29 protein-coding genes and 1 rRNA gene are annotated in these 23273 nt (G+C 38.7%); 11 read left to right on the forward strand and 19 right to left on the reverse strand.

Annotation, left to right across the window (positions count from 1 at the left end):
• A 16S ribosomal RNA gene (locus AC1FXP_RS14735) occupies nt 1-392 on the reverse strand; the annotation flags it as partial.
• 275 nt (nt 393-667) lie between these two features.
• Entirely contained in the window at nt 668-1543 is an 876-nt protein-coding gene (locus AC1FXP_RS14740; RefSeq protein WP_480062645.1) for a nucleotidyltransferase-like protein, read from the reverse strand.
• A 232-nt stretch (nt 1544-1775) separates the two neighbouring features.
• Between AC1FXP_RS14740 and AC1FXP_RS14745 the strand changes: the two genes are divergently transcribed.
• Nucleotides 1776-2132 (forward strand): YgzB family protein, encoded by a 357-nt coding sequence (locus AC1FXP_RS14745; protein ID WP_332630993.1) that lies wholly within the window; start codon nt 1776-1778, stop codon nt 2130-2132.
• Nucleotides 2133-2220: 88 nt separating this feature from the next.
• On the opposite strand, the gene perR is transcribed toward AC1FXP_RS14745, so the two are convergent.
• From perR to AC1FXP_RS14765, 4 genes are all read right to left on the reverse strand, one after another.
• Complete coding sequence (gene perR / locus AC1FXP_RS14750) at nt 2221-2658, reverse strand: peroxide-responsive transcriptional repressor PerR (protein WP_250098165.1); 438 nt, start codon at nt 2656-2658, stop codon at nt 2221-2223.
• 90 nt (nt 2659-2748) lie between these two features.
• The gene (locus tag AC1FXP_RS14755) at nt 2749-3048 is read right to left on the reverse strand and encodes a cyclic-di-AMP receptor (protein ID WP_480062647.1); all 300 of its coding nucleotides are present in this window, start codon (nt 3046-3048) and stop codon (nt 2749-2751) included.
• 124 nt (nt 3049-3172) lie between these two features.
• A complete protein-coding gene (gene bcp, locus AC1FXP_RS14760; RefSeq protein WP_480062649.1) occupies nt 3173-3649 on the reverse strand; it encodes a thioredoxin-dependent thiol peroxidase in 477 nt (158 codons plus the stop codon).
• Nucleotides 3650-3711: 62 nt separating this feature from the next.
• Nucleotides 3712-4134 carry an ion channel gene (locus AC1FXP_RS14765; RefSeq protein ID WP_480062650.1) on the reverse strand — a complete coding sequence of 141 codons (423 nt, stop codon included), beginning with the start codon at nt 4132-4134 and terminating at the stop codon, nt 3712-3714.
• A 124-nt stretch (nt 4135-4258) separates the two neighbouring features.
• Here AC1FXP_RS14765 and AC1FXP_RS14770 point away from each other — a divergent pair, with 124 nt between their 5' ends.
• Both AC1FXP_RS14770 and AC1FXP_RS14775 read left to right on the forward strand, forming a co-directional pair.
• Nucleotides 4259-5551 (forward strand): glutamate-1-semialdehyde 2,1-aminomutase, encoded by a 1293-nt coding sequence (locus AC1FXP_RS14770; RefSeq protein WP_480062652.1) that lies wholly within the window; start codon nt 4259-4261, stop codon nt 5549-5551.
• 224 nt (nt 5552-5775) lie between these two features.
• The gene (locus AC1FXP_RS14775; protein WP_480062653.1) at nt 5776-6861 is read left to right on the forward strand and encodes an FUSC family protein; all 1086 of its coding nucleotides are present in this window, start codon (nt 5776-5778) and stop codon (nt 6859-6861) included.
• A 58-nt stretch (nt 6862-6919) separates the two neighbouring features.
• Here AC1FXP_RS14775 and AC1FXP_RS14780 read toward each other — a convergent pair whose 3' ends face one another.
• The 4 genes from AC1FXP_RS14780 to fabL form a co-directional block, all read right to left on the reverse strand.
• The gene (locus AC1FXP_RS14780; protein ID WP_480062975.1) at nt 6920-8665 is read right to left on the reverse strand and encodes an ABC transporter ATP-binding protein; all 1746 of its coding nucleotides are present in this window, start codon (nt 8663-8665) and stop codon (nt 6920-6922) included.
• An 88-nt stretch (nt 8666-8753) separates the two neighbouring features.
• A complete protein-coding gene (ntdP, locus tag AC1FXP_RS14785) occupies nt 8754-9281 on the reverse strand; it encodes a nucleoside tri-diphosphate phosphatase (RefSeq protein WP_250098171.1) in 528 nt (175 codons plus the stop codon).
• Between the two features lie 257 nt (nt 9282-9538).
• Nucleotides 9539-9739: a gamma-type small acid-soluble spore protein gene (locus tag AC1FXP_RS14790; protein WP_480062655.1), complete on the reverse strand. Its 201-nt coding sequence runs from the start codon at nt 9737-9739 to the stop codon at nt 9539-9541.
• A gap of 64 nt (nt 9740-9803) precedes the next feature.
• Nucleotides 9804-10553 (reverse strand): enoyl-[acyl-carrier-protein] reductase FabL, encoded by a 750-nt coding sequence (gene fabL, locus AC1FXP_RS14795; RefSeq protein WP_480062656.1) that lies wholly within the window; start codon nt 10551-10553, stop codon nt 9804-9806.
• A gap of 97 nt (nt 10554-10650) precedes the next feature.
• On the opposite strand from fabL, the gene AC1FXP_RS14800 reads away from it, so the two are divergent.
• The 3 genes from AC1FXP_RS14800 (at nt 10651) to AC1FXP_RS14810 (ending at nt 12707) form a co-directional block, all read left to right on the forward strand.
• Nucleotides 10651-10872, forward strand: coding sequence for a cytosolic protein (locus AC1FXP_RS14800; RefSeq protein WP_480062658.1), 222 nt, complete (start codon nt 10651-10653; stop codon nt 10870-10872).
• A 375-nt stretch (nt 10873-11247) separates the two neighbouring features.
• The gene (locus AC1FXP_RS14805; RefSeq protein ID WP_480062660.1) at nt 11248-12216 is read left to right on the forward strand and encodes an NADPH:quinone reductase; all 969 of its coding nucleotides are present in this window, start codon (nt 11248-11250) and stop codon (nt 12214-12216) included.
• A gap of 155 nt (nt 12217-12371) precedes the next feature.
• Nucleotides 12372-12707, forward strand: coding sequence for a hypothetical protein (locus AC1FXP_RS14810; protein ID WP_480062661.1), 336 nt, complete (start codon nt 12372-12374; stop codon nt 12705-12707).
• Nucleotides 12708-12905: 198 nt separating this feature from the next.
• Here the strand turns inward: AC1FXP_RS14810 and tatC are convergent, their stop codons facing one another.
• The 5 genes from tatC to AC1FXP_RS14835 all read right to left on the reverse strand — a co-directional run bounded on the left by tatC (nt 12906) and on the right by AC1FXP_RS14835 (nt 16913).
• Nucleotides 12906-13619: a twin-arginine translocase subunit TatC gene (gene tatC, locus AC1FXP_RS14815; protein WP_480062663.1), complete on the reverse strand. Its 714-nt coding sequence runs from the start codon at nt 13617-13619 to the stop codon at nt 12906-12908.
• A gap of 84 nt (nt 13620-13703) precedes the next feature.
• Nucleotides 13704-13901 (reverse strand): twin-arginine translocase TatA/TatE family subunit, encoded by a 198-nt coding sequence (gene tatA / locus AC1FXP_RS14820; RefSeq protein ID WP_480062665.1) that lies wholly within the window; start codon nt 13899-13901, stop codon nt 13704-13706.
• A 71-nt stretch (nt 13902-13972) separates the two neighbouring features.
• Nucleotides 13973-14788, reverse strand: coding sequence for an ABC transporter ATP-binding protein (locus AC1FXP_RS14825; RefSeq protein WP_480062667.1), 816 nt, complete (start codon nt 14786-14788; stop codon nt 13973-13975).
• Nucleotides 14789-14794: 6 nt separating this feature from the next.
• On the reverse strand, nt 14795-15640 hold the full coding sequence (gene ntrB, locus AC1FXP_RS14830) for a nitrate ABC transporter permease (RefSeq protein ID WP_480062669.1): 846 nt from the start codon (nt 15638-15640) through the stop codon (nt 14795-14797).
• A 1-nt stretch (nt 15641) separates the two neighbouring features.
• Nucleotides 15642-16913: a CmpA/NrtA family ABC transporter substrate-binding protein gene (locus AC1FXP_RS14835; RefSeq protein ID WP_480062671.1), complete on the reverse strand. Its 1272-nt coding sequence runs from the start codon at nt 16911-16913 to the stop codon at nt 15642-15644.
• 470 nt (nt 16914-17383) lie between these two features.
• Between AC1FXP_RS14835 and AC1FXP_RS14840 the strand changes: the two genes are divergently transcribed.
• The gene (locus tag AC1FXP_RS14840) at nt 17384-17980 is read left to right on the forward strand and encodes an ANTAR domain-containing response regulator (protein WP_480062673.1); all 597 of its coding nucleotides are present in this window, start codon (nt 17384-17386) and stop codon (nt 17978-17980) included.
• Nucleotides 17981-17993: 13 nt separating this feature from the next.
• Nucleotides 17994-19049 carry an anthranilate phosphoribosyltransferase gene (locus AC1FXP_RS14845; RefSeq protein WP_480062675.1) on the forward strand — a complete coding sequence of 352 codons (1056 nt, stop codon included), beginning with the start codon at nt 17994-17996 and terminating at the stop codon, nt 19047-19049.
• Nucleotides 19050-19229: 180 nt separating this feature from the next.
• Here AC1FXP_RS14845 and AC1FXP_RS14850 read toward each other — a convergent pair whose 3' ends face one another.
• From AC1FXP_RS14850 to AC1FXP_RS14860, 3 genes are read right to left on the reverse strand one after another with little or no spacing between them, the layout of a single operon-like run.
• Complete coding sequence (locus tag AC1FXP_RS14850) at nt 19230-19991, reverse strand: SDR family NAD(P)-dependent oxidoreductase (RefSeq protein ID WP_480062677.1); 762 nt, start codon at nt 19989-19991, stop codon at nt 19230-19232.
• Between the two features lie 13 nt (nt 19992-20004).
• The gene (gene mutY, locus AC1FXP_RS14855; RefSeq protein ID WP_480062679.1) at nt 20005-21075 is read right to left on the reverse strand and encodes an A/G-specific adenine glycosylase; all 1071 of its coding nucleotides are present in this window, start codon (nt 21073-21075) and stop codon (nt 20005-20007) included.
• 10 nt (nt 21076-21085) lie between these two features.
• On the reverse strand, nt 21086-21394 hold the full coding sequence (locus tag AC1FXP_RS14860; protein ID WP_480062681.1) for a hypothetical protein: 309 nt from the start codon (nt 21392-21394) through the stop codon (nt 21086-21088).
• An 89-nt stretch (nt 21395-21483) separates the two neighbouring features.
• Here AC1FXP_RS14860 and AC1FXP_RS14865 point away from each other — a divergent pair, with 89 nt between their 5' ends.
• On the forward strand, nt 21484-22470 hold the full coding sequence (locus AC1FXP_RS14865; RefSeq protein ID WP_480062683.1) for a metal-dependent hydrolase: 987 nt from the start codon (nt 21484-21486) through the stop codon (nt 22468-22470).
• 56 nt (nt 22471-22526) lie between these two features.
• Here the strand turns inward: AC1FXP_RS14865 and AC1FXP_RS14870 are convergent, their stop codons facing one another.
• A complete protein-coding gene (locus AC1FXP_RS14870; RefSeq protein WP_480062685.1) occupies nt 22527-22793 on the reverse strand; it encodes a YfhJ family protein in 267 nt (88 codons plus the stop codon).
• Between the two features lie 91 nt (nt 22794-22884).
• Here AC1FXP_RS14870 and sspK point away from each other — a divergent pair, with 91 nt between their 5' ends.
• Complete coding sequence (sspK, locus tag AC1FXP_RS14875) at nt 22885-23043, forward strand: small acid-soluble spore protein K (RefSeq protein WP_480062687.1); 159 nt, start codon at nt 22885-22887, stop codon at nt 23041-23043.
• Between the two features lie 56 nt (nt 23044-23099).
• A complete protein-coding gene (locus AC1FXP_RS14880) occupies nt 23100-23264 on the forward strand; it encodes a YpzG family protein (RefSeq protein WP_480062689.1) in 165 nt (54 codons plus the stop codon).
• The last annotated feature ends 9 nt before the right edge of the window (nt 23265-23273 follow it).

Genomic DNA, 23273 nt, shown 5'->3' on the forward strand with positions numbered 1-23273 from the left:
TTTCGTCCATTGCGGAAGATTCCCTACTGCTGCCTCCCGTAGGAGTCTGGGCCGTGTCTCAGTCCCAGTGTGGCCGATCACCCTCTCAGGTCGGCTACGCATCGTCGCCTTGGTAAGCCATTACCTTACCAACTAGCTAATGCGCCGCGGGCCCATCCTGTAGTGATAGCCGGAGCCATCTTTGAGAGTAAACGCATGCGCGTTCACTCTATTACCCGGTATTAGCACCGATTTCTCGGTGTTATCCCGATCTACAGGGCAGGTTGCCCACGTGTTACTCACCCGTCCGCCGCTAACGTCATAAGAGCAAGCTCTTATGACGTCCGCTCGACTTGCATGTATTAGGCACGCCGCCAGCGTTCGTCCTGAGCCAGGATCAAACTCTCCATAAAAATGGTAAGCTGATTAGCTCAAAATGTATCGCTAACGATACTTCGTGTAATTTTTCTAAATTACTAAATTGACGAGATATCATGTATCTCTATTTCGCTTGGCTTTTGTTCAGTTTTCAAAGAACTACTTGTCACCTGATAGCGACTCGATAATCATAACATCTTTTATCATTTGAAGTCAAATGTTTTTTTCGATGTTATTTTTTCGTTTTTGACACCTCGTCAGCGACAAGTAATAATATATCATCATACAATTAATACGTCAACAATATATTTCAATTTTTTTTCAAACGATAAAATATCTTTTCGATCCCTTCTACTTTAGTTGCAACTCTTGTACTTTCAATTAGTTCTTTTTCAACTAAATGCCGTATAAGGAGCTCTAAGTCAACACAGTAGTCCTCAACCTCAGGTAGCGACATTAATTCTGCCACCGAAAGCAACTGTTCTCTACTATTGTCTAGTAAAGAGAGAAAATGCTGACTTCCCAACACTGTTTTTGAATGAATTGCTAGTTCTGTTGCTAATATTAGAAGCTCAATCCTCTTCTCCAGCGACTCTTCACTCTTTAATAACTCTTGATACAACTTATACGTTTGTGGCTCAATCTTTTTTACTTGCTCCCAAACTGTTACTTCCGGATAAAAACCATGAGTAATCAAAGATAAACGAGCTAAGTGATGAAGCGAATGCATCATATTGCTAAACGCGTCAAAATGATGCCCGTTATAGAATAATGACTTTCCCTCCTCAAACCTCCTTAACATTTTCGTAAACTGGATCGTCATTTTCTTCGTACGATCACCAGGAGGAAAAGAATCTATTCTTTCTTTCACATCTTTCAAAAATTCATTACGATCAAAAACAATTTTTCCGTTAATTAACCAATCAACCAACCTTCTATGGTTTCCTACTATTAAGGTTTGATACATCATCGCTTGGCTAAGCGAGTGAAACGATACACGTCTTTCCCCTAACGTATAGTGTTTAACTTCCCATGAAATATTTTGATTGTAATTAATAAGGACAATAACGACATCAAAACCGTCTGTAACCGATAAAGGCAAAAATTCTTTTTCTACTAGAAGAATTGCTAATGTCTCTTCTTCACTCGCACGGTCTTGATAAAGTTGTCGCAACAATACATCCATTTAACTCTTCCCCTCTCTATGTAATAGATCAACAATCCCACTTACAGTCAAGTCTATAAGCTCCACGCAAAAGATTAATAACTATCTCTTATGATTCAGACATACAATTTCTACATAAAAAGGGCATCTCCTGCTACAGAACAAAGGAATCTTCTTTAACTGTTAACATTTCTATAAGGAAGAACCGATAATTTATATGCTATACTACTACTAGATTTAGGAGGGACTAACTATGGCATTAAAATATACAAATAAAATCAATAAAATTAGAACCTTTGCCTTGTCTCTTGTATTTGTAGGAATTCTCGTTATGTACATTGGCATTTTCTTTAGAGAATCCTACATCATTATGACACTTGCAATGTTAGTGGGGTTTCTTTTTATTATTGGTAGTACCGTTGTTTATTTTTGGATTGGGATGCTTTCATCCAAGACGATTCAAGTTGTCTGTCCAAACTGTGGAGGAGCTACTAAAATGTTAGGGCGCGTCGACGCCTGTATGCACTGCAGCGAACCTTTAACAATGGACAAGTCGCTAGAAGGTAAGGAATTTAATGAAGACTATAATCGTAAAACAAGAAAAAAATAAGTTCAAGGAGATGTCTCAGGAAGGTAACAGACATCTCCTTTTTTATGTATAAAATAAAAAAAGACACCCTCATCAATTAGAAGGTATCTTAATGCTCAACTTTCTCTTTGCACTTAGGACAAGTTCCATAAATCTCCATACGGTGACTATGCACCTTGAACCCTGTTACGTGCTCTGCTAGAGTTTCAACTTCATCTAACCCTGGATAGTGAAAATCAACAATCTTCCCACAATCCCCACAAATAACGTGATAATGATCCGATGTTACTGAATCAAATCTACTCGATGCATCACCATATGTTAACTCTTTTACGATGCCAGCTTCCTTGAAGACGCGCAAATTATTATACACAGTTGCGACACTCATATTAGGAAAACGCCCTTCTAAAGCCTTATATATTTCATCAGCTGTTGGATGGGTCATTGATTCATATAGGAATTCTAGTATCGCATGACGTTGCGGAGTCATACGGACACGGGTGCTTTTCAAAGCATCAAGTGCATCTTGCAAACGATGATCAGACATTGTCATGCACCTCACTTTCAAGTAACCATTCTTACTTTATAATTAGTATAATATACAAAAAGATATTTTGTCAATCTTGCGATAAATCAACTACTTCCCCACCGCAAGAAAAGGGGCTGCATCTTTTACATCTAACAAAAATGATGTATAACGATGCGCTTGTTTACTGCTTCTTTGCTTCCTTTTTTCAAGGTCGAGACATACAGACTTCAAAGCAGCTTGCAGTTCTTTTATATCCTTCTCTTCAACTCCAAATAAGAAGGTTGTGTTCCCTTTCCTCCAAAATCCCCCTGAACTAGCCAACTCGGTCATTCTATACCCTTGCTTTTTTAATTTTAGTTCAACTTCATCAGCATATACATTATCAATAATACAAATGAGTAGTTTCAAAGCTCTTCCTCCATTCTAAATGGTTTATACTTAAAACTATTCTGCTTTAGAGTATGGTGTTCCTACTTTACTTTTGTATTTAAAGCTGGAGAGAGCCTTTATCTACCTAAATATATAGAAAGACTTATTCTTTTTCTAACTCCTCCTTCACGAAAGAAAGAGCCTCCGCTACATGATCTTTCACTTTTACTTTTCTCCATTCCTTGACAACGTTCCCTTGCTTATCAATGATAAATGTTGAACGTTCAATGCCCATATATTCTTTTCCAAAATTCTTCTTTAGTTTCCAAACTCCATACTGCTCGGCCACTTTGTGATCTTCGTCTGCTAGTAACAAAAATGGTAGCTCATACTTTTCAATAAACTTCTCATGTCTAGCTACAGGGTCTGGGCTAACACCCAAAATAACGGTATCAAGGTCTGAGAAATCCTCTATTTTATCTCGAAAATCACAAGCCTGAGTTGTGCAGCCAGGTGTCATATCTTTTGGGTAGAAATACAAAACAATGTTCTTCCCTCGATAAGCTTCTAGCGAAACCACCTCACCATTATTAGCTGGCAAGGAAAATAGCGGCGCCTCTTGTCCAATTTGAATTGTCAATTCACTCACCCTTCCAATGATTTAGTTAATAATAGCGTATCCCAAGAACTTTAAAATGACAACTATTCTTCCTTCTTAGTCACTTGCAGGACAGATGTTACGACAAAGGCTGCTGGGAGTAAGTAACCAAATAGAGCCTGTACCATAGCAATTATCCGACCAATACCAACCGGAACAAGGTCACCATAACCAACAGAAAGTAAAGTTACTGCGCTAAAATAAACAATATCTTCTATAAGATGGTTCACGGATCCTTCAACATGAGAATTTCCTTCTCTTAAAACTTCAATCCCTAACATCTCTAACCCTAAATACAAATTGGAAAAAGATAAGATTACAGTTATATAAACTAGTAAAAGGAGTGTAAAATGCCTTAGCGACACTGAATGGGTCCCTCTGACTGGACGATATCTTAGCAGCATTAATAAACTAACGATAGTCCCAACAGTGGCTATAATTAACGCAATCGATAATATCCAATTCACCTTATCACCTCTTTCACAATAATTTATGAAGCAGGTAACTTATATAGAATCATTCAACTTGCCCTGATCGCTCCTCTATGGTTGAATACAGACAGAAGACATTGACTACATTAGGAGGACAAGGATGAACTGGACACAATCAGAACTTTTATATAAAGAAGCACAAGAACACATTGTTGGAGGGGTAAATAGTCCTTCACGCGCATACAAAGGAGTAGGTGGAGGTACACCTGTTTTTATGGAAAAAGGACAAGGAGCATATTTTTGGGATGTTGACGGAAACCGCTACATAGATTATTTAGCCGCATACGGACCAATCATTACTGGTCACGCTCACCCACATATTACGAAGGCTATTCAACAGGCTGCTGAGAACGGTGTTTTATACGGAACACCCACAAAACTCGAGAATCAATTTGCGAAAATGTTAAAGGAAGCTATCCCATCTCTTGAAAAAGTACGTTTCGTAAACTCTGGAACAGAAGCTGTCATGACAACAATCCGAGTTGCACGCGCTTATACAGGCCGAGATAAAATAATCAAATTTGCCGGCTGCTACCACGGGCATTCAGACCTAGTACTAGTAGCTGCCGGGTCTGGTCCATCTACACTTGGCACCCCAGATTCTGCAGGTGTGACAAAAAGTATCGCAAAAGAAGTTATCACAGTCCCTTTTAATGACATTGAGGCATACAAAGCTGTATTAGAAAAATGGGGGGACGATGTAGCTGCCGTTTTAGTTGAACCGATTGTAGGGAATTTCGGTATTGTCGAGCCTGTTGATGGTTTCCTAGAAGCAGTGAACACACTCACTCACGAAGCAGGGGCTCTCGTCATTTACGATGAGGTAATTACAGCCTTTCGCTTCATGTATGGAGGAGCTCAAAATTACCTAGGAATCGAACCAGATATGACTGCTTTAGGAAAAATAATTGGTGGAGGATTACCAATCGGAGCCTATGGCGGTCGAGTCGATATAATGGAGAAAGTCGCTCCACTCGGACCTGCATATCAAGCGGGAACCATGGCCGGAAACCCCGCATCAATGAGTGCAGGAATCGCTTGTCTTGAAGTATTAAAGGAAGAAGGCACTTATGACAAATTAGATCAATTAGGTGCATTGCTTGAAGAAGGAATTCATTCTCTTGCCACTAAGCATAATCAAACAATTACCATTAATCGTTTAAAAGGGGCGTTAACTCTTTACTTCACTTCGGACAAAGTGTCGAATTATGAGCAAGCAGAGAACTCAAACGGTGAGCAGTTCGGCCGCTTTTTTAAAGAAATGTTAAAGCGGGGAATTAATCTTGCTCCATCGAAATATGAAGCATGGTTTCTAACAATCACTCATACAGAAGAAGATATTAATGAAACATTAAAAGCAGTGGATGAGTCATTTGCATCAATGAACAAATAAATAATCTAAGATGACTAACGTTTTCGTACTATTTTTTATAGTTCGTCATACGTTAGTCATCTTTTTTTGAAATGAATATAAAAAAGCTTGATTCACACTCTTATCCGTTGTATAGTACGCTTCGGTGTTCATTATCCGGGTATTATTGAGAGTCAATTGTAATACTATCAATATCGATGGATCTATGATTCCAAGTGAAAGAATAAAGGAGTTAGTGTAAACATATGAAACTTGGGGCTCGAATATTTAAAACAGGGCTTGCTGTCATGCTTTCTCTATATTTGGCAATCTGGTTGGAACTTGATCCACCTATGTTTGCAGCTCTTGCAGCTGCAATTGCTGTGCAACCCTCCCTATACAGAACGTTCCAAACGATCTTGGAACAAGTCCAAGCGAATCTGATCGGGGCCGTGTTAGCCGTTATGTTCGTTATGACATTTGGTCATGATCCCTTTGTGGTCGGTCTCGTTGTCGTATTAGCCATTTCAATTATTTTAAAAGTAAAGTTAGAACCAACTACAATCCCGTTAGCTATTGTGACGGTTATTATCATCATGGAAAGTCCAGCAACTGATTTTATCCAGTTTGCTGCAGGGCGCTTTGCCCTTGTTCTTCTTGGCGTTTTAGCGGCCTTTATAATTAACTTATTTTTCATTCCACCAAAATACGAAACAAAGCTCTATCATAAAATTCTAAACGCAACAGAAGATATCAATCAGTGGACGATGTTACTCATTCGTCACGCAGCAGACCATCGCTCCTTAAAAAAAGATTTAAGCCGTCTAGAAGAACAAATGGTCAAACTTGAGAATTTATATTTACTTTATAAAGAAGAACGTAATTATTTCATGAAAAATAAATATGGCAAAGCACGAAAAGTTGTCCTTTATCGACAAATGCTCGTCACAACAAAAAAATCCTTATATGTTTTAAAAAATTTAGAAAGACGTTCTGAAGAATTAAATTTAATGACAGGTGAAACACATAAAAAATTCGAAAAGCAGCTTCATTACTTGACCTCTTATCATGATCGAATTTTACTAAGGTATATCGGAAAAGCTCATTCTAGCCACTCCGAGGAATTAGTTCAGAAAATGAACAAAGGGAAAGAAGAATTAATGAGTTATTATATTAGTCTGCAAAACCATTCATGTTTTGATTACAATCAATGGTTACACCTTTTACCTGCTGTTTCACAGATGATAGAGTACCAAGAACAACTTGAGCACCTTGACCACCTTGTTGATAGTTTCTTCACATATCACCAGGAAGAAAATGAGGTGAAAATTCAAGAGCGAGATGAAGAGTAAAAAAGAAAGAGACTCTACTTTAAACCCAGTAGAGTCCTTTCTTTTAAAAATGACCTTATCAATTTAACTGTTGTACTTCGAATAATTTCTTGTAACTTCCTTTTCGGTTCATTAATTCATCATGACTTCCAACTTCAGCAATTTCACCATTTTCAATGACAACAATACGGTCTGCATGCGTAATCGTAGAAAGTCGGTGCGCAACGATAAAGGTTGTTCTGTCTTTAGCTAGAACTTCAAGAGCTTCTTGAATATAATGTTCACTTTCTAAATCAAGTGCCGATGTCGCTTCATCAAATATTAAGATTGGTGGGTTTTTCAAGAAAACACGCGCAATAGCCACACGTTGCTTCTGCCCCCCAGAAAGCTTGACCCCTCTCTCACCGACCTCGGTGTCATATCCTTTAGGAAGGTTCATAATAAAATCATGAGCATTCGCAGCTTTAGCCGCTGCCACCACTTCTTCCTCACTGGCATCAGGTCTTCCCATTAAAATATTCTGTTTCACCGAGTCACTAAACAAAATATTATCTTGCAGCACCATCCCAATATTGTCACGAAGACTACGCACTTTGAAATCTTTTATATCCGTACCATCTAATAAGATTTGTCCAGACGTCACATCGTAAAAACGGGGAATTAGACTAATTAATGTACTTTTCCCTCCACCACTCATTCCGACAAATGCAATGGTTTCCCCTTGTTTAACGTCCAACTGCAAATTTTTCAGAACAGGCTTTTCTTCATTATCATAATGAAAGGTTACATTTCTAAATTCAAGATGGCCACGTGCCCGATGTAAATATTTAGAATGTGACTCATCTTCAATATCATACTTTTCATCAATGAACTCAAAAACCCTGTCCATTGACGCAATTGATTGTGTCAGTGTTGTTGACGAATTAATAAGACGCCTTAAAGGTCCATATAGTCGTTCCATATACAGTACAAACGCAGTCATTGCACCAACTTCTAGACTACCTGTAATAACAAAATAGCCAGCCACGAATATAACGAGTAATGGAGCAACATCTGTGATGGTATTGACAACGGCAAACGTTTTTGCGTTCCATTTTGTATGATCAATTGCTCGGTTTAAAAAATGACTATTTCTTTTTGCAAATTGTTTTTGTTCATGATCTTCAAGCGCAAAGCTACGGATGACACTCATCCCTTGTACACGCTCATGCAAATGACCTTGTACCTCTGCTAATGCTTGTGAACGAACTCTAGTTAAATGTCTTAGTCTTGCATAAAAGTATTTCACAGAGAATCCATATAACGGGAACATAGAAATGGCAACAAGCGTTAACCAAACATTTAAATTTAACATAATGATAATAGCAATTACGATTGTAATTAGGTCTAACCAAATGTTCATTAACCCTGTAATAACAAAATTCTTCGTTTGTTCAACGTCATGAATGACACGAGAAATAATTTCCCCAACTTTACGATTAGAATAATAACGCAAACTCAACTTTTGGATATGGGTAAATAGTTGATCTCGAATGTCATATAGAACTCTGCTACCAATCCACTGCGCAAAATACTGTCTAAAATATTCGATAGGTGGACGCAAGAAGACAAATATAAAAAACATAACCGCCATTATTTTGAACAATAATGAAACCTTATCATCTTGTGACATCGCTTCAGCAAATATTATGTCATCAATGACATACATCATTACTAAAGGAAGTAACAATGGGATCCCAAATTTAAAAATCCCAATGATAATGGTTACAATAATTTCCTTCCAATACGGCTTGACGAATGCCATATAGCGCTTCATACTATCCAGCTTCGTCACCCCCTCTTTTCTAAGACAAAGGCCTGACTCAAATATCGAGAGCGATTCTAGCTACTCCCAAGAGTCAGACCCTTTGATTTTAACGATATTGTAAAAATCTTTCATACCAGCTTTCAACAAATTGTGGTGCAAACGGTCCTTTTCTTTGGTGTATCCATGAGATCAATTCATCTACACTTCGTTTGAGAATATCATCTACAGCTGGCGGATAGTTCATTAGTTTCCGGTGCAGCTCATATTCATCTTCATCTAAGAGCTTAAAGGTCATATCTGGGAACACCTTAATATCGAGGTCATAGTCAATATATTTCAACGCTTCCTCATCCCAAGTAAAAGGTGACCCAAGGTTGCAATAGTAATAAATACCATCTGAACGTATCATACCGATCGTGTTAAACCATTGTTCGGAATCAAAATAACATATAGCCGGCTCCCGTGTTCTCCAATTCCTTCCATCCGATTCCTTCACTAGAATTCGGTCATTTCCTCCAATTACAACCTTTGACGTCCCTTTAAGCACGATTGTTTCTTCCCAAATCCGATGAATCAATCCATTATGCTTGTAGCTATGGATTTCAATATTACTTCCTACTTTGGGAAAATTCATATTAAACTCCCTTCCTTGCATGATTTCGGACGTCTGTAGGGTAGAGTAGTTATTATGTTGCCATTAAAAAATAAGCTCATCTACTCTATTCTCTACTAATAACTCTCACTTAATCACTTCATTTGCTTACATTCACTCTCTATTATAACGTTTCGTCAGTTAATTTGAAATGCAAACCTCTTCAATCGATAAAAGTCTATGTATAAGAAACAAGCACCCTTTGGGCGAATTGCCAAAGAGTGCTTTGTTTTTAAGAATTACTGTTGTTGTTGGTTTGAAGAACTTTTCTGCTTACGAGCTGCTGATTGAGCGTTTTGCTGACGAACTTCTTGAGCGTTTGTTTCGCTAGCAAATTCAGTGTCTTGACCTTGAGCAGAAGCTTGGTTTTGACGGCGTACTTGTTGAGCATTTGTTTTAGATGCTTGTTGTTGACCTTGTTGGTTTTGTTGGTTGTTCATTTGATATCACCTCCACGACTATTAAGATGTCCGGTGATGAGATCCTTTATGCAACTAAATTAATTTATGTTAAAAGAGAAATTCCCCCGTCAACAATTAACGTTTGTCCGCGAATCATATGAGCTTCTTTTGATAATAGAAATAATACGGTGTTGGCTAAATCTTCTGCTTCGACAATTCGTCCAGCTGGTGTTCTTGCCGCAGCATCTGCTAAAAGTTCCTCACGGTTTGGAAAATGAGTTAATGCATCCGTATCAACTGCACCACCAGAAACAGCATTCACAACAATTCCTTTTTCCGCTAGCTCTACAGCTAAATAACGAGTTAATGCTTCAACAGCTGCTTTTGATACACCAACGGTTGTATAATTCTTTAAATAGCGAATCGAGCCTAAAGAACTTAAGCTAACGATATGACCTCCATCTGTTTTTTCCATTCTTTTAGCCGCTTCTTGTGCACAGAATAGAAGGGCTTTGCTATTAATATCCATTGTCCAATCCCAATGGCTCTCTTCTAATTCCATAAGGGGACGAAGAACTCCAGACGCTGCATTATTTACTAACACATCGAGTCTTCCATATTCTTCATCAATCTTTTCAAAAAGCTCTTTAATTTTTTCAGGCTTCCCTACATTCGCTTTTACGACGAGTGCTTTTTGACCTAGTTCTTCAATCTCTTTTGCTACGTCTAACGCTGCTTGTTTACTTCTGGCGTAATTTACGACTATATCATAACCACGTTCGGCCAACTTAAGGGCAATTAACCTTCCGATTCCTCTGCTGCTGCCTGTTACTAATGCTACTTTTTTTCCCATGACCAATCCTCCATTTTTTCATCTGTACTCATTATATCGTATAGGGCGTTCACAGAACAGAAACACTAAAACCAAACCTAATAAGGAGGACGATTGAATGTATGTTGGAAGAGACATGACAGAACTTTCCATGATGTCCATTGATCAATGGACAGAAAAAGAGCTGGCTTATTTTCATCATGGATTACAACAGATGACCCCCTATCTTAATGCCGAAGGGGCCAGTATCCATCGAGAAATTATTCGTGAAATAGAAGCAAGAGGCGGCCTACACCAAGAAGCAACTTGGACACAAGGTACTAAACCTCACTATGATTGATGAGGCAACTGAAAAAGGAACGGTTTTCACCTTTTTTCAGTTGCCTTTAAACAATGAGTGGAACCGTTGCTTTGTCTTAAGCCTGCTATGAGCGGATTTCTCATAGCAGGCGCACAACGTGTGGAGCCATTGCTGCTTCCTCGAAGTTGCTAAAAGAGACTTTTTCAGTACCCTCTAAAGCAATATGCGGAATCGCTACACGAAAAAAAACTTGAGAGGAGTGAGTTACACACTCACCGCGCGTAGCGAACTACCCATTGCCACCTCTGTTCCAGACTTTTGAGACAGCCCCGTAAATTCACTGATGTCTTATATAGGAATTTAACCACTTTTGCTTTAAAATGAAGTTGAAATCATGCAAAGGAGTGGTCAGATATGAAAGCAGTTGTTTATGAATCATACGGAGATCCAAATGTTTTAAAAGTCTCCGAGGTACCAAAGCCAACCATACAGGCCAATGAAGTTCTCATACATGTAAAAGCAAGTGGTATTAATCCAGTTGATACATATTTTAGAAAAGGAATACGCCAAGTTGAATCATTTCCTCACATCCCCCACTTTGATTTAGCAGGAGAGGTTGTTGAGGTTGGTAATGATGTAAATAACATTCAAATCGGCGATCGCGTCTGGGCAACTAATGCTAAAGGGGCTTCTGCTGAATTCGTTGCTGTTTCTAGCGACCTTGTTTTTCCTCTTCCTAAGAAGTTGACTTTTGATAAAGGGGCAGCAATTGCTATGCCATATATGACTGCGTATCTCTCTTTATTTAATAGAGGTCAACTAAAAGAGGATGAATCAGTACTTATTTTCGGAGGAGCTGGAGCTGTCGGCCATGCAGCCATTCAACTCGCTAAAGAAGCAGGTGCCTACGTTATCACAACTGCGAGAAATGAAGAAAAAGCAGCTATTGCAAAAGGGGCCGGAGCAGATGAAGTAATTATATACACAGCCGAGGATCTCGTAAAACGCGTGAAAAAGCTGACAAATGAAGCTGGTGTTTCACTTATTTTAGATATGTCGTTTAGTGAAAATATGGAGAAGGATTTAGAAATGATTAAATTAGGTGGGCGAATTATCACGATTGGATCGCCCGTTAACAACACCCCTCCATTAATGTGGCGTCAATTAAATATGAAGCACGCATCACTCATAGGAGTTTTCCTATTTACTGCCCCATTAGAAGAATTAGTGAGTGCCGGAAACTTTATATCAAAGGGATTAGAGAGTGAAACTTTCACTTCACACATTGGAAAAGTCTTTTCTTATGTAGATGCGGCTTCGGCTCATGAAGCATTAGAGAAGAAAGTATACGATGGGCGGATTATCTTAGACCATTCAAAGTAACAGAGCTATCACAAATTTGACCTTTTATGCCCCCCGAAGCAATGTGCGGAGTCGCTACATCTCTGGTCCTGACTTTGAGACAACCTTTTTGTTAAAGTTTATTTTTATGGGGAACCATAAAAATAAAGTTAATTAAAAGGAAAGGAGTTTATTTGATGGAAAAGGAATTGTTCTACGTCAACTTAAACCCAATTAGCATGGATACGATTAGCTCTACTAAAGTCGATGATGGACAATTGATTGAATATGAAATTGAAGCAACACCAGCTGAGAAAAAAGCATTAGAGGATTTATTACACGAAGTACAATCTCATGACCTTGAACTAGGTAACTTGTTTACATTTCGCCACTTCGATGACGAGCAAGTTGACGAAGATCGGAACGAATATCAACGAGGATTAAATGATGTATATGAAGAACTTTATCGGCTAGGAACAGCAGAAACTAAACAAAAAATAAAAGAAATTCACATGATCAATGATGATCAGTAATAAAGCGGGGTCAGACCCTGCTTTATTACTGTAAAGAATAACAGAAATATTGAGTTGATTATGATACAGCATGAATGTCTCTTTATAGAAGACTATATAAGCAATCCCGAGGTGTTAAATAATTTTCACTAAAAAAAAGACGTCCCAGCACAACTTGAAGAGAAAATCCTTTATATTACTTAGTTTGTAGAAATCGTTTTAATCGGATTGTTTTTTTCGATATATTACCCTCGATAATGTAATACTCACCTCGTAAAGTAATAGTAATGGAATAATAACTAACACATCTGATAAAAAGTCTGGCGGAGTAATGAAAACAGACACACACACAAGGGCAAAATATGCATACTTCCGTTTACGAACTAGCGCTTTAGGTGTAATGAGACCAATTTTCGTTAAAAATAAAACAACCGCTGGTAATTCAAAGAGCAGAGCAATCGGTACGGTCAACGAAAACATAAATTTAAAGTAACGATCGATTGTAAACATCGTTTCAAACTGCCCATCCACCATCGACATTAGAAAGTTCATCACTAGAGGAAAGATAATATAAAACCCAAAGCATAATCCTAAAATAAAGAGCAAAAGGAATATGGGAATATAAAAAAGGCCAGCAGACCTTTCTTCTTTCTTCAAGCCAGGCGAGATATATTTCCATACTTGGTAGGTAATTAATGGTATTGAAAAAGCGAGAGCAACCACTGACGAAATCATCACATATGCCCAAATTACATCTATTGGACTAAGAATTGTTAAATTATAATCGATGTCTTTTATCAAAAATTCGTAAATCTCCTTAACATATATAAAAGACAAAATAAAAAAAGCAACAAAACCTAAGCAGATTATAATAATTCTAGTGCGCAATTCCTCTAAATGATTAACGACTGGCATAGATGAAATTTGTTCCAATACTATCACCTCCTAAGACATAATCTGGTATTTTATTGCCCCCAGTATAAACCCTAATGGTTTATACTAGGAGCCACATTTTTATTATGCTTTCTTTTTTTCTCCATCATCTTGTAACGGTTCCTCAAGGCTATCCGTGAGTTCCTTTGTTCCTTTTTTAAACTCTAACAATGTTTTCCCAAAAGCATTTCCAATCTCGGGAAGTTTCTTCGGTCCAAATACCACAAGCGCAATAATTAAAATTAAAATTAATCCCGGAATACCAATTGATCCAATCCCCATTTAAACGACTCCTTTTGATTAAAATTTATTTGACCTAATTTTTTTGACGATATGAAGAGAATAACACTATTTTAATGTGCAGCAGGAGTTCCATGAAGGTACTCTAATAACTCTTGCTTCAATTCGTTATATACGGGCTGATTGATCATTTCTCTTCGGTCACGCGGCCGTTTGACCGGAACTTTAATAATTGTGTCTATCGTTGCTGATGGACCGTTTGTCATGACCACAATGCGGTCAGATAAAAAAATGGCTTCATCGATATCATGAGTGACCATAATGACGGTATCAGTACCGTTATGTTCTGATTCACTTTCTTCTCCTGTCCCTGTCGACTTCATCAGGTTTACAAGTTCATCTTGAAGCGTAGATCGTGTTAGAGCATCCAATGCCCCAAAAGGTTCATCGAGTAAGAGCACTTGCGGCTTCACTGCGAATGCACGAGCAATTGCTGCTCGTTGCTTCATCCCTCCTGAGATTTCATCCGGGCGCTTATGTCGATGCTTCCAAAGTCCAACTATTGTCAGAAAATGTTCGACAATCTCATTTTTCTCTGCCTTTATATGTTTTGGGAAAACAGAGTCTACGACCTCATAGACATTCCCCCATACCGTTAGCCACGGTAATAACGAATAGTTCTGAAAAACAACCCCACGCTCGGGCCCTGGTCCTGTTATTGGCTTCCCATCTAAAAGCACCTTCCCTGTCGTTGCCTTCTCCAGTCCTGAGACGATATTCAGAACCGTGGATTTTCCACAGCCAGAATGTCCAATTAATGAGACGAATTCTCCTCGGTCAATTAATAAGTCAACATTTCGAAGCACTTCAAAGTCACCTTGTTTCGTTGGATATACCTTTCCAATGTTCTGCAAATCTAAATAAGCCATAGCGCATTACCCTCCATATGTGAATCGTTTTTGAATATAATGAAATCCCCTGTCTAAAACGAGGCCGACTAATCCGATCAGTATGATCGCAGCAATTACACGTTCTAAGCTAAGTGCGTTCCAACTATCCCAAACAAAAAATCCGATCCCAACGCCGCCTGAAAGCATTTCAGCTGCAACGATTACTAACCAAGCAACTCCCATGCTTAGGCGTAACCCTGTAAGAATGTGCGGTAACGTGTAAGGCAACAGGATTTTCGTTAAATATTTCCACTTTGAAAACCGAAAGACAGCAGCAACATTGCGATGGTCTTTTGGAATGGCTGAAACCCCAAAGGCAGTATTTACAACGGTTGGCCAGAGTGATGTGATAAAAATAATAAAAATCGTTGCTGGACCTACTGATTGGAAAACTGCTAATCCAATAGGGAACCATGCTAATGGGGAAACAGGTCTTAATACTTCGACAATCGGTTCAAAAATCTGTTTGAAAAATGGGGTAACCCCCATTAAAATTCCTAATGGAATGGCTACAAGGGCACCTAAAATAAATCCAGTGAACACCCGTTGCAACGAAGCAGCAAATTGTAGCGCAATTCCTTTATCATTTGGCCCGTAATTGTAAAAAGGGTCGGAAAGAATTGACCAAAGTACACCAAATGTACTGATTGGACTTGGTAACGATTGGGCTGAGAATCGGCTAGCAATCTCCCAAAGAAGAACGAGAATCGCCACGCTCCCAACTAAGTAGCCTAATTTCCCTAAGGCATCCTTAACGTATGGGGGGAGGGCAAATCCCTTCCCTGTACTAACTGAACTAGATTTCACACTGTGTTCCAATTGTTTACTCATATTAAGCACCTCCATATTGCTCTAGTGATCCAGCTGGATCTGCTGGGTCAAAAATTGCGCCATCGATTTTCAATTCAAAAGGCTTCATATCATCGTCAGGAATCGCGATGTCCATTTCGGTTGCAACTTCTTGATATAGGTCCTGCATGATTAATTTGTTTGCAATTTGCTCGTAGTCTGGATGGTTATTTAAATATCCAAACCGCACATACTGGCTCATAAAGAACATAGCATGGGATTTACGTGGAAAATTAACGTTACCCCCTTTATGGAAGAGCATATAGTCGTCCGTATAAACATGTTCCCCTAAATCACCTCCAAGATTGTACTTACCGAGCAAGCGATTTTCAATTTCTTCTGGTGGAGCGTTGACATATGCTTGATGCCCAATGACTTTCGCCGCTTCTTTGCGATTATCCAGGTCATCAAGCCACTGTGAAGCTTCAAGAATGGCTTTCATGACCCCTTTCAGCTCATCTGTTCTTTCGCTAAAACTCTTATTAAGAACAAGCGCTTTTTCAGGGTGATCTTGCCAAATATCTTGAGAAGAAATATGAGTGAAACCGATATCCTGGCGAACACCAACTCCGTTCCAAGGTTCACCTACAGAGTATCCATCCATGTTCCCTACTTGCATATTTGAAACCATTTGTGGTGGTGGAATCGTAATAATTTGCGTTTTGGCCTGATCAATGCCAACAGCACCCATCCAGTAGCGTAACCAGAGGTCATGGGTTCCACCTGGGAAGGTCATCGCAAATGTTAACTCACGATCAGCCATCGCGTTTTCGATCACATTCTTTGCTGCTGAAATATCACGGAAACCAGCCTGAACAAGATCTTTCGAAAGGGTGATTCCTTGTCCATTTGCATTGAGTAGCATTGCAATCGGTAACTCGCTACCAGCTGCTCCACCAACCCCTGTATAAACAGAGAATGGCATTCCGAAAAGGCAATGAGCCGCATCTAAGTCTCCACTTAGTAACTTATCTCGTACGGAGGCCCATGAAGCTTCCTTTGTTACTTCTACATCAACACCGTACTTCTCATAAAGTCCTAATTCCTTCGCCATAACAACAGACGCACAATCTGTCAGTGGAATAAATCCTATTGTTATCTTTTTTCCACCCTCTGACGTCCCGCTATTCTGTGGTATCGCACTTTCTTGATTACTCCCGCATGCTGCCAGGAACGCGCTTGGCACCATTAATGCAGCGATACCTGCCATACTAGATTTTTTTAAGAAATCTCGTCTAGTAAATGATTTACTCATTGAAGTCCCCCCTTTCTTGAACGATACTCCCCTTTTTAAATTTTAAAAATTCAGATAATGACATGCGATAATTCCCTCCATTTTTCTAATTTGCATAAAATGAAAAAGCCGCAAAGGCATAGTATGGTCATAGATACTGTCCTTCGCGGCTTCGTTGCCGAGTTACTCCACCTTCGTTGATGGAAGTCATATACAAACCAATTGTTTTGGTTGACAGTTTTTCCTGTCATTAATTGAACACGTCACTGTGTCAATAGGCGTCTTCATTGATCGCCGTTGCTTACACTTAGGTTATAACGATCTATCTCTTTCGTCAACAAAGCCTGACAGAAAATGTAACAGATTTTCAACCAAAAAGTAATTCTGTTGTTATAATCCAATTTGAAAATAAGGTATTTTAAATGCATCTTACGATGTTAAAATTACCCGATTATTTGAAATTCAAAGACATACGGAGAGGTGGCTGGAGAATGATAGATCGTTTTCTTTTGTTTATAGATCCTGAAGTTAAAGACTATTATAAGCCAACTGATTCTACAAACTTGGGTAGCAGATTACAAGATCTTGGTTATCGTGTTATCAAAACTACGGATGTATCCGCAGTTAGTACGTACATTCATCAGGTCGATGCACTTATTATTTGTTCATCGATAGCAAAAATTGAAATTTTCGCCAAACAATCCCTTAATCATCGTTCTCTTCCCCTAATTTGGTGGTTCCACGAGGGTTCGTCCCATATGGATGAAATATGTGAACTAGAAATTGACATTGATGCTTTGCTAAATTCAAACATGAGTAATAGAGAAATACACTGGTCTCTTCATTTATGCTCGAATCGTTTTCTGCAACGTATCCAATGGCAAGAAGAGAGAGAATTGTTACTCTCAAAATTAGAAGAACGAAAACACCTCGAAAAAGCAAAAGCGATTCTTTGCGAATTAAAAAAGATTTCTGAGCAAGAAGCATATGACTTTATACGTAAGCAAGCGATGGATGAACGAAAACGAGTGGTCGATGTTGCAATTTCAATTATTACAGCTTATCAAATACTAGTGGCTAATAAATAAGGAGGGTAACAATATGATGAATTCTCTGCTAAAAGAAGTAGGTCGTGGTAAAAGAGGCTCCAGGGATTTAACCTATGATGAAAGTGTACAAGCAGCGGAGTTGATTTTTAATGGAGCGGCTACCCCCGCTCAAATTGGCGCTTTTCTCATTGCAGAACGAATTAAAATGTCATCGCCAGAAGAAATAAAGGCCTTTATTGACGTATGTCGATCAAAAAGCAAGATCCACCCCATTCCTGGAGGGTTAGATTGTGCTGGACCGTATGATGGAAGAAATAAATCTTTTTATTCGACTTTACCTACAGCGTTTGTCTTATGTGCGAGTGGATTACCCGTAACATTGCACAGCAGTCCGCCCCTCCCACCAAAACATGGCTTAACTTTAAATGATTTATTGACAGGGTTAGAGGCTGTTCCAAAGCAATTGGATGCAACATCTTTACTTAAAGCCGCAGAACAAACTGGATTTTTGTTTATCCCTACTGAAAAATGGTGCCTTCCCTTAGCTCAATTGCGGTCAATCAGAACAGAGATTGGAATGAGGACGTTGTTAAATACGGTTGAAAAATTACTCCGACTATCCGACGCACCTTTTATGACACTCGGCATCTACCATGGAACCATCGTTGACAAAGTAGTTGAAGTTCTGCGCCGAACAGGTGTCGATAAGGGGCTAGTCATTCAAGGTTTAGAAGGCTCAGATGATATATCAGTAGAACGTATTACTCGAGTACAATGGGTTACAAAAGAAGAAACAACACAATTAATCATCGACCCTGAACTAATGGAATTACAAGTTCACTATCCTGACATTCAGTGGTCACTAAAACAACAATGCGACATGATTTTATCTGTCTTACAAGGAAAAGCCGATCTTCCCTTTTTCAATACTGTTCTCTTGAATGCAGGCGTGCGTATTTGGCTTTGTGGAAATGCCCACTCAATTGAAGAAGGAATCTACCAAGCAAAATATATTATTGACAACGGTTATGCTTTTCAAAAATTTTCATTATGGAAAGACTTGGTGCAAAATAACACCTCTAAAAAAGTTATTATTTCATTACAATAAGTGCTCTAACTTCTAACAATTACACCCCTGCTCTCCTAATGTCTTACCACCAACCTAGGTACATATTGATAAAATATATATGTAAAGGTACCTCATCCCAACTTCATTTCATACAGAGAAAATCTTACTAATCAGACCCCCCTTTTTCACTGTAAAAGCGTGACAAAGGGGGCTGACCCCTTAGAAGTTTGACTTAGATTGCCCTCCATCTACATTAATGGTTGCACCTACAACCCAGCTAGCTTTTTCAGAAGCTAAAAAGGTTACAACATTAGCTACTTCATCTGCTGTTCCAAATCGTCCTGCAGGAATTTCATTTTGAACAAATTTGTTTATTTTTTCTGGGTTTTCATCCAGCCTTCTTTGCCAGTTGCCAGATGGGTGAAGAATGGAACCAGGTGCGACACCATTAACGCGAACCCCATCCTTTATTGCTTCATCGGCTAATGCTTTTGTGAAGCTTATCATTGCGGCCTTCGCACTGTTATATGTTACTTTACCCCCTGCTTCTCTTCCAAAAATAGATGATATATTAATAATGCTTCCAGCTTGCTTTTCTTTTAAATAAGGTAGAATAAGCTTACTAAAATGCACAGCAGAGAAATAATTTAGTTCAAACGCTTCATGAAATAATTCGAGTTCCGTTTCAGCTGTAGTGGAACCATTGCTTCCTCCTACATTGTTGATAAGGATATCAATTGTTCCATAGGCATCTAATACTTTTTCGACAACTTGTTCTCTTTCTTTTTCTATTGTCATATCTGCCTGAATTGTTACAATGTTTTCTTTTAACTTTGCTTGCACATCATAAAGTGCTTCTTTCCCCCTTGCTACAATCGCCACTTTTGCTCCTTCTTTATGAAAAGCGGAAGCAATTGCGTATCCGATTCCTTTTGAACCTCCCGTAACAAGAACTACTTTATTGGTTAACTGCAAATCCATTAGGACCCCTCCATTACAATAACGATTTCTGTATTATTTTCTGATGCGAAACAGGGAAAGCATACTTTTCAATTTCATTTATTGGAATCCACCTTCTTGTAGCTTGTCCACCATCAGGTTGACCACTTACCCGCCCCTCATAAACCGTTATATTCCATATCAGATGGGAAAAAACATGTTCAACCTTTTGAATAGGTTCACCTAATAACACTTCTATGTCGTAACTTTTCTTAAATTGATCTGCTACAGATATTTCACCAGTAACTTCAAAGTTAGGAAATTGCCAAAGCCTAGCTAATAAGCCTTTTTCCGGACGTTTTTCAATCATTACCTCTCCACGCTCATTACGAAGAACTACTGCTGCCATTTGCTTAGACGTTTGTTTTTTCTTTTTTGACTTTATCGGCAGTTCATCTTGCTTTCCTTGATCATAAGCACGACAATGCTCTCTTATCGGACAAAGCAAACACCCTGGAGAAGTAGGTGTACAAATAAGCGCTCCTAGCTCCATTAAGCCTTGATTAAATGAGGATGGATCGTCTTTGGAGACAAGCTCATATAATATGTTTTCAAAGAGTTTTCTCGTAGATGCTTTCGCAATATCCTCTTCGACCAGTAATACTCTAGAAAGTACTCGCATAACATTTCCATCTACTGCAGGCTCTGGTTTCCCATAAGCAATACTTAAGACAGCTCCAGCCGTATATGGTCCAACCCCTTTTAAAGCAGAGATCTCCTCCCTTGTATCAGGCACCGTCCCTTTATACCGTTCCACCACTTCACGAACAGCCGTCTGTAAATTACGAACACGAGAGTAATAACCAAGACCTTCCCATGCTTTCAATATTCGATCTTCTTCTGCTTCAGCCAATGCTTCAAGAGTCGGAAACTCTCTCATAAATGCATTGTAGTACGGGATAACCGTATCTACCCTTGTTTGCTGCAACATAATTTCGGACACCCAAACTCGATAAGGGTCTTTCGATATTCTCCATGGCAACTCACGTTGATTCTCTTGAAACCAACTAATTAACTGATGCTGAAATCCAGTGATGTTAAAATTTCTTAATTGCTTTTGTTCCAACGTAAAATCACTATTCCTTCCTTTGAAAAGCCCAGCAGTGTATTTTATCTGCTCCACCTTCAATTAATGGTACCATCTTGCTGAAAACAGGATGTTCTTTCGACCGTCGTAGCTTCTTTAAAATTTGGTAATGAGATGTCGTTGGAACTTCATACATCTCTACATAAAGATGCGGCTGATCGTCGGCAACATACCACTGAATATTTTTTGCTTCGAAATCGGGAAGTACATCCATAATCTCTTTCATTGCCTGCTCATATTCACTGATATAATTTTTATTCACTTTATATTCCATAAAAATCTGTAAAGGTTTCGTCATTTCTTCCAATCTCCCCTTTTTAAACAGTGTCTTTTCGGGTATAAATAAACTATACCATGTTTTAGATCGATAAGGAGGTATCACACACGATGGATACAGGTACTCATGTAGTAATGGGCGTTGCTCTCGGTGGATTAGCGACGTTAAGCCCAACAATTGCAAACGATCCATTGCTTCCAACGTCGGTCATGATCGCTACAATCGTCGGCTCGCAAGCACCTGATTTCGATACAGTATTAAAATTACGAAATAATGCTGTATACATACGTAACCATCGTGGGATTACACATTCCATTCCTGCCATTTTTATATGGCCTCTTCTAATTACGAGTGGTATTTTGATTATCACTCCGGAAACTAACTGGTCTATCGTATTCCTTTGGTCTTTTATTGCTGTTTTTCTCCATGTATTTGTCGACATCTTTAATGCTTATGGAACGCAAGCACTTAGGCCCTTTTCAAACAAATGGATTGCACTTGGGATTATTAACATTTTTGATCCATTCATTTTCTTTAGTCACCTTGTGGCATTTGGCATATGGGGACTTGGTTTAGCACGACCAGGTCCAACCATTTTGCTATTATATTTAGTGTTAATTGTGTATTATAATTGGCGAATTTGGGAGAAAAAGCGAGTCGTCAATCACGCAAAGAAATTGCACCCTGATGCTAGTCATATTTTTGTCTCTCCCTCCATTAGATGGAATCAGTGGCATATGGTCATTCGTACACCTGAAATAATGTTTGTGACAGAATATCGAAATCATCAAATTGAATACTTTGAGCAATATGCATTTGACCCGATTCCAGATATTCCTGTTATTAATGAGGCCAGAAAAGATCCAAATTTAGCAGCATTCTTATCATTTTCACCTTCGTATCGCTGGGAAATTGAAGATAAAGAAAATGATATTACGGAAGTACGGTTTATTGATTTACGTTATCGGAGCAAAGGACACTATCCTTTTGTAGCAATTGTCCAACTCGATAAGAATTTAAAAATTTTAAGTTCTTATACAGGTTGGGTATTTAGCGAAGAGACGCTTCAAAAAAAGTTAAATATTGCTACTGAATAAATAAAAAGAGGGGTTGTCCCATCAGGTTAATAAACCTTTTGAGATTCCCCCCTTTTTTAATGCTTCATCTCGTCATCTTTATTTAGATGAGAAAATTTTTCTTTGCTCGGATTGTATTGATGCAAATAAGGTCCATATTGGCTGATCCACTTTGTAACAATCTTCTCCGTTTGATCTTGCCCTTGATAAGACCATCCTCCTTTTGCCCGAGTTGTTTCAAAATCTTCCCATAAACTTTCAACCCACGTTCTTGCTTGCGATGCAGTAATATTTGAATTAATAGCTAATAACTGTTCGGCTAATCGTTGGAACCTATCCTCCACACCGTTTTCCTCCTTTGACAAAGTTTACGTGTCATAACTTAGTGATGTGAGCTAATAATACTATTGAACACGTTGGAAGGGGGGTCCATCAATGCGAAACAAAGCAAAAGGCTTTCCAAACCATATTAAGTTCGAGGGGAATTCACCAAAAGGCATTCGAAATAAAAATGAATCCAAACGTGCAGATTTAAGCATTAATACGCGACCTAGAGAGCGTATGAGAACAACTGATGGTGATACGAACAATTAAAAATTTGTAATTAATTTGTGTTTAATTACAACCAACGTTTCTGGAGGTGCCAACCTATGGGTAAGAGGAGTATGAATTTCCAAGCTGGACAAGAATATAAAAGTCCATTTGATTCACCTCGTGCTAGTCCAAAGCACGCTTCCAATCAAATTGGCGGCGAAACTCAGATGAGTCAAACCGATATTAAAGTTAAATTACACAGAAAAGCAGAGCAAAGATAACTTTTCATT

The organism is Halalkalibacter sp. HAAS-P013 (assembly GCF_056619925.1).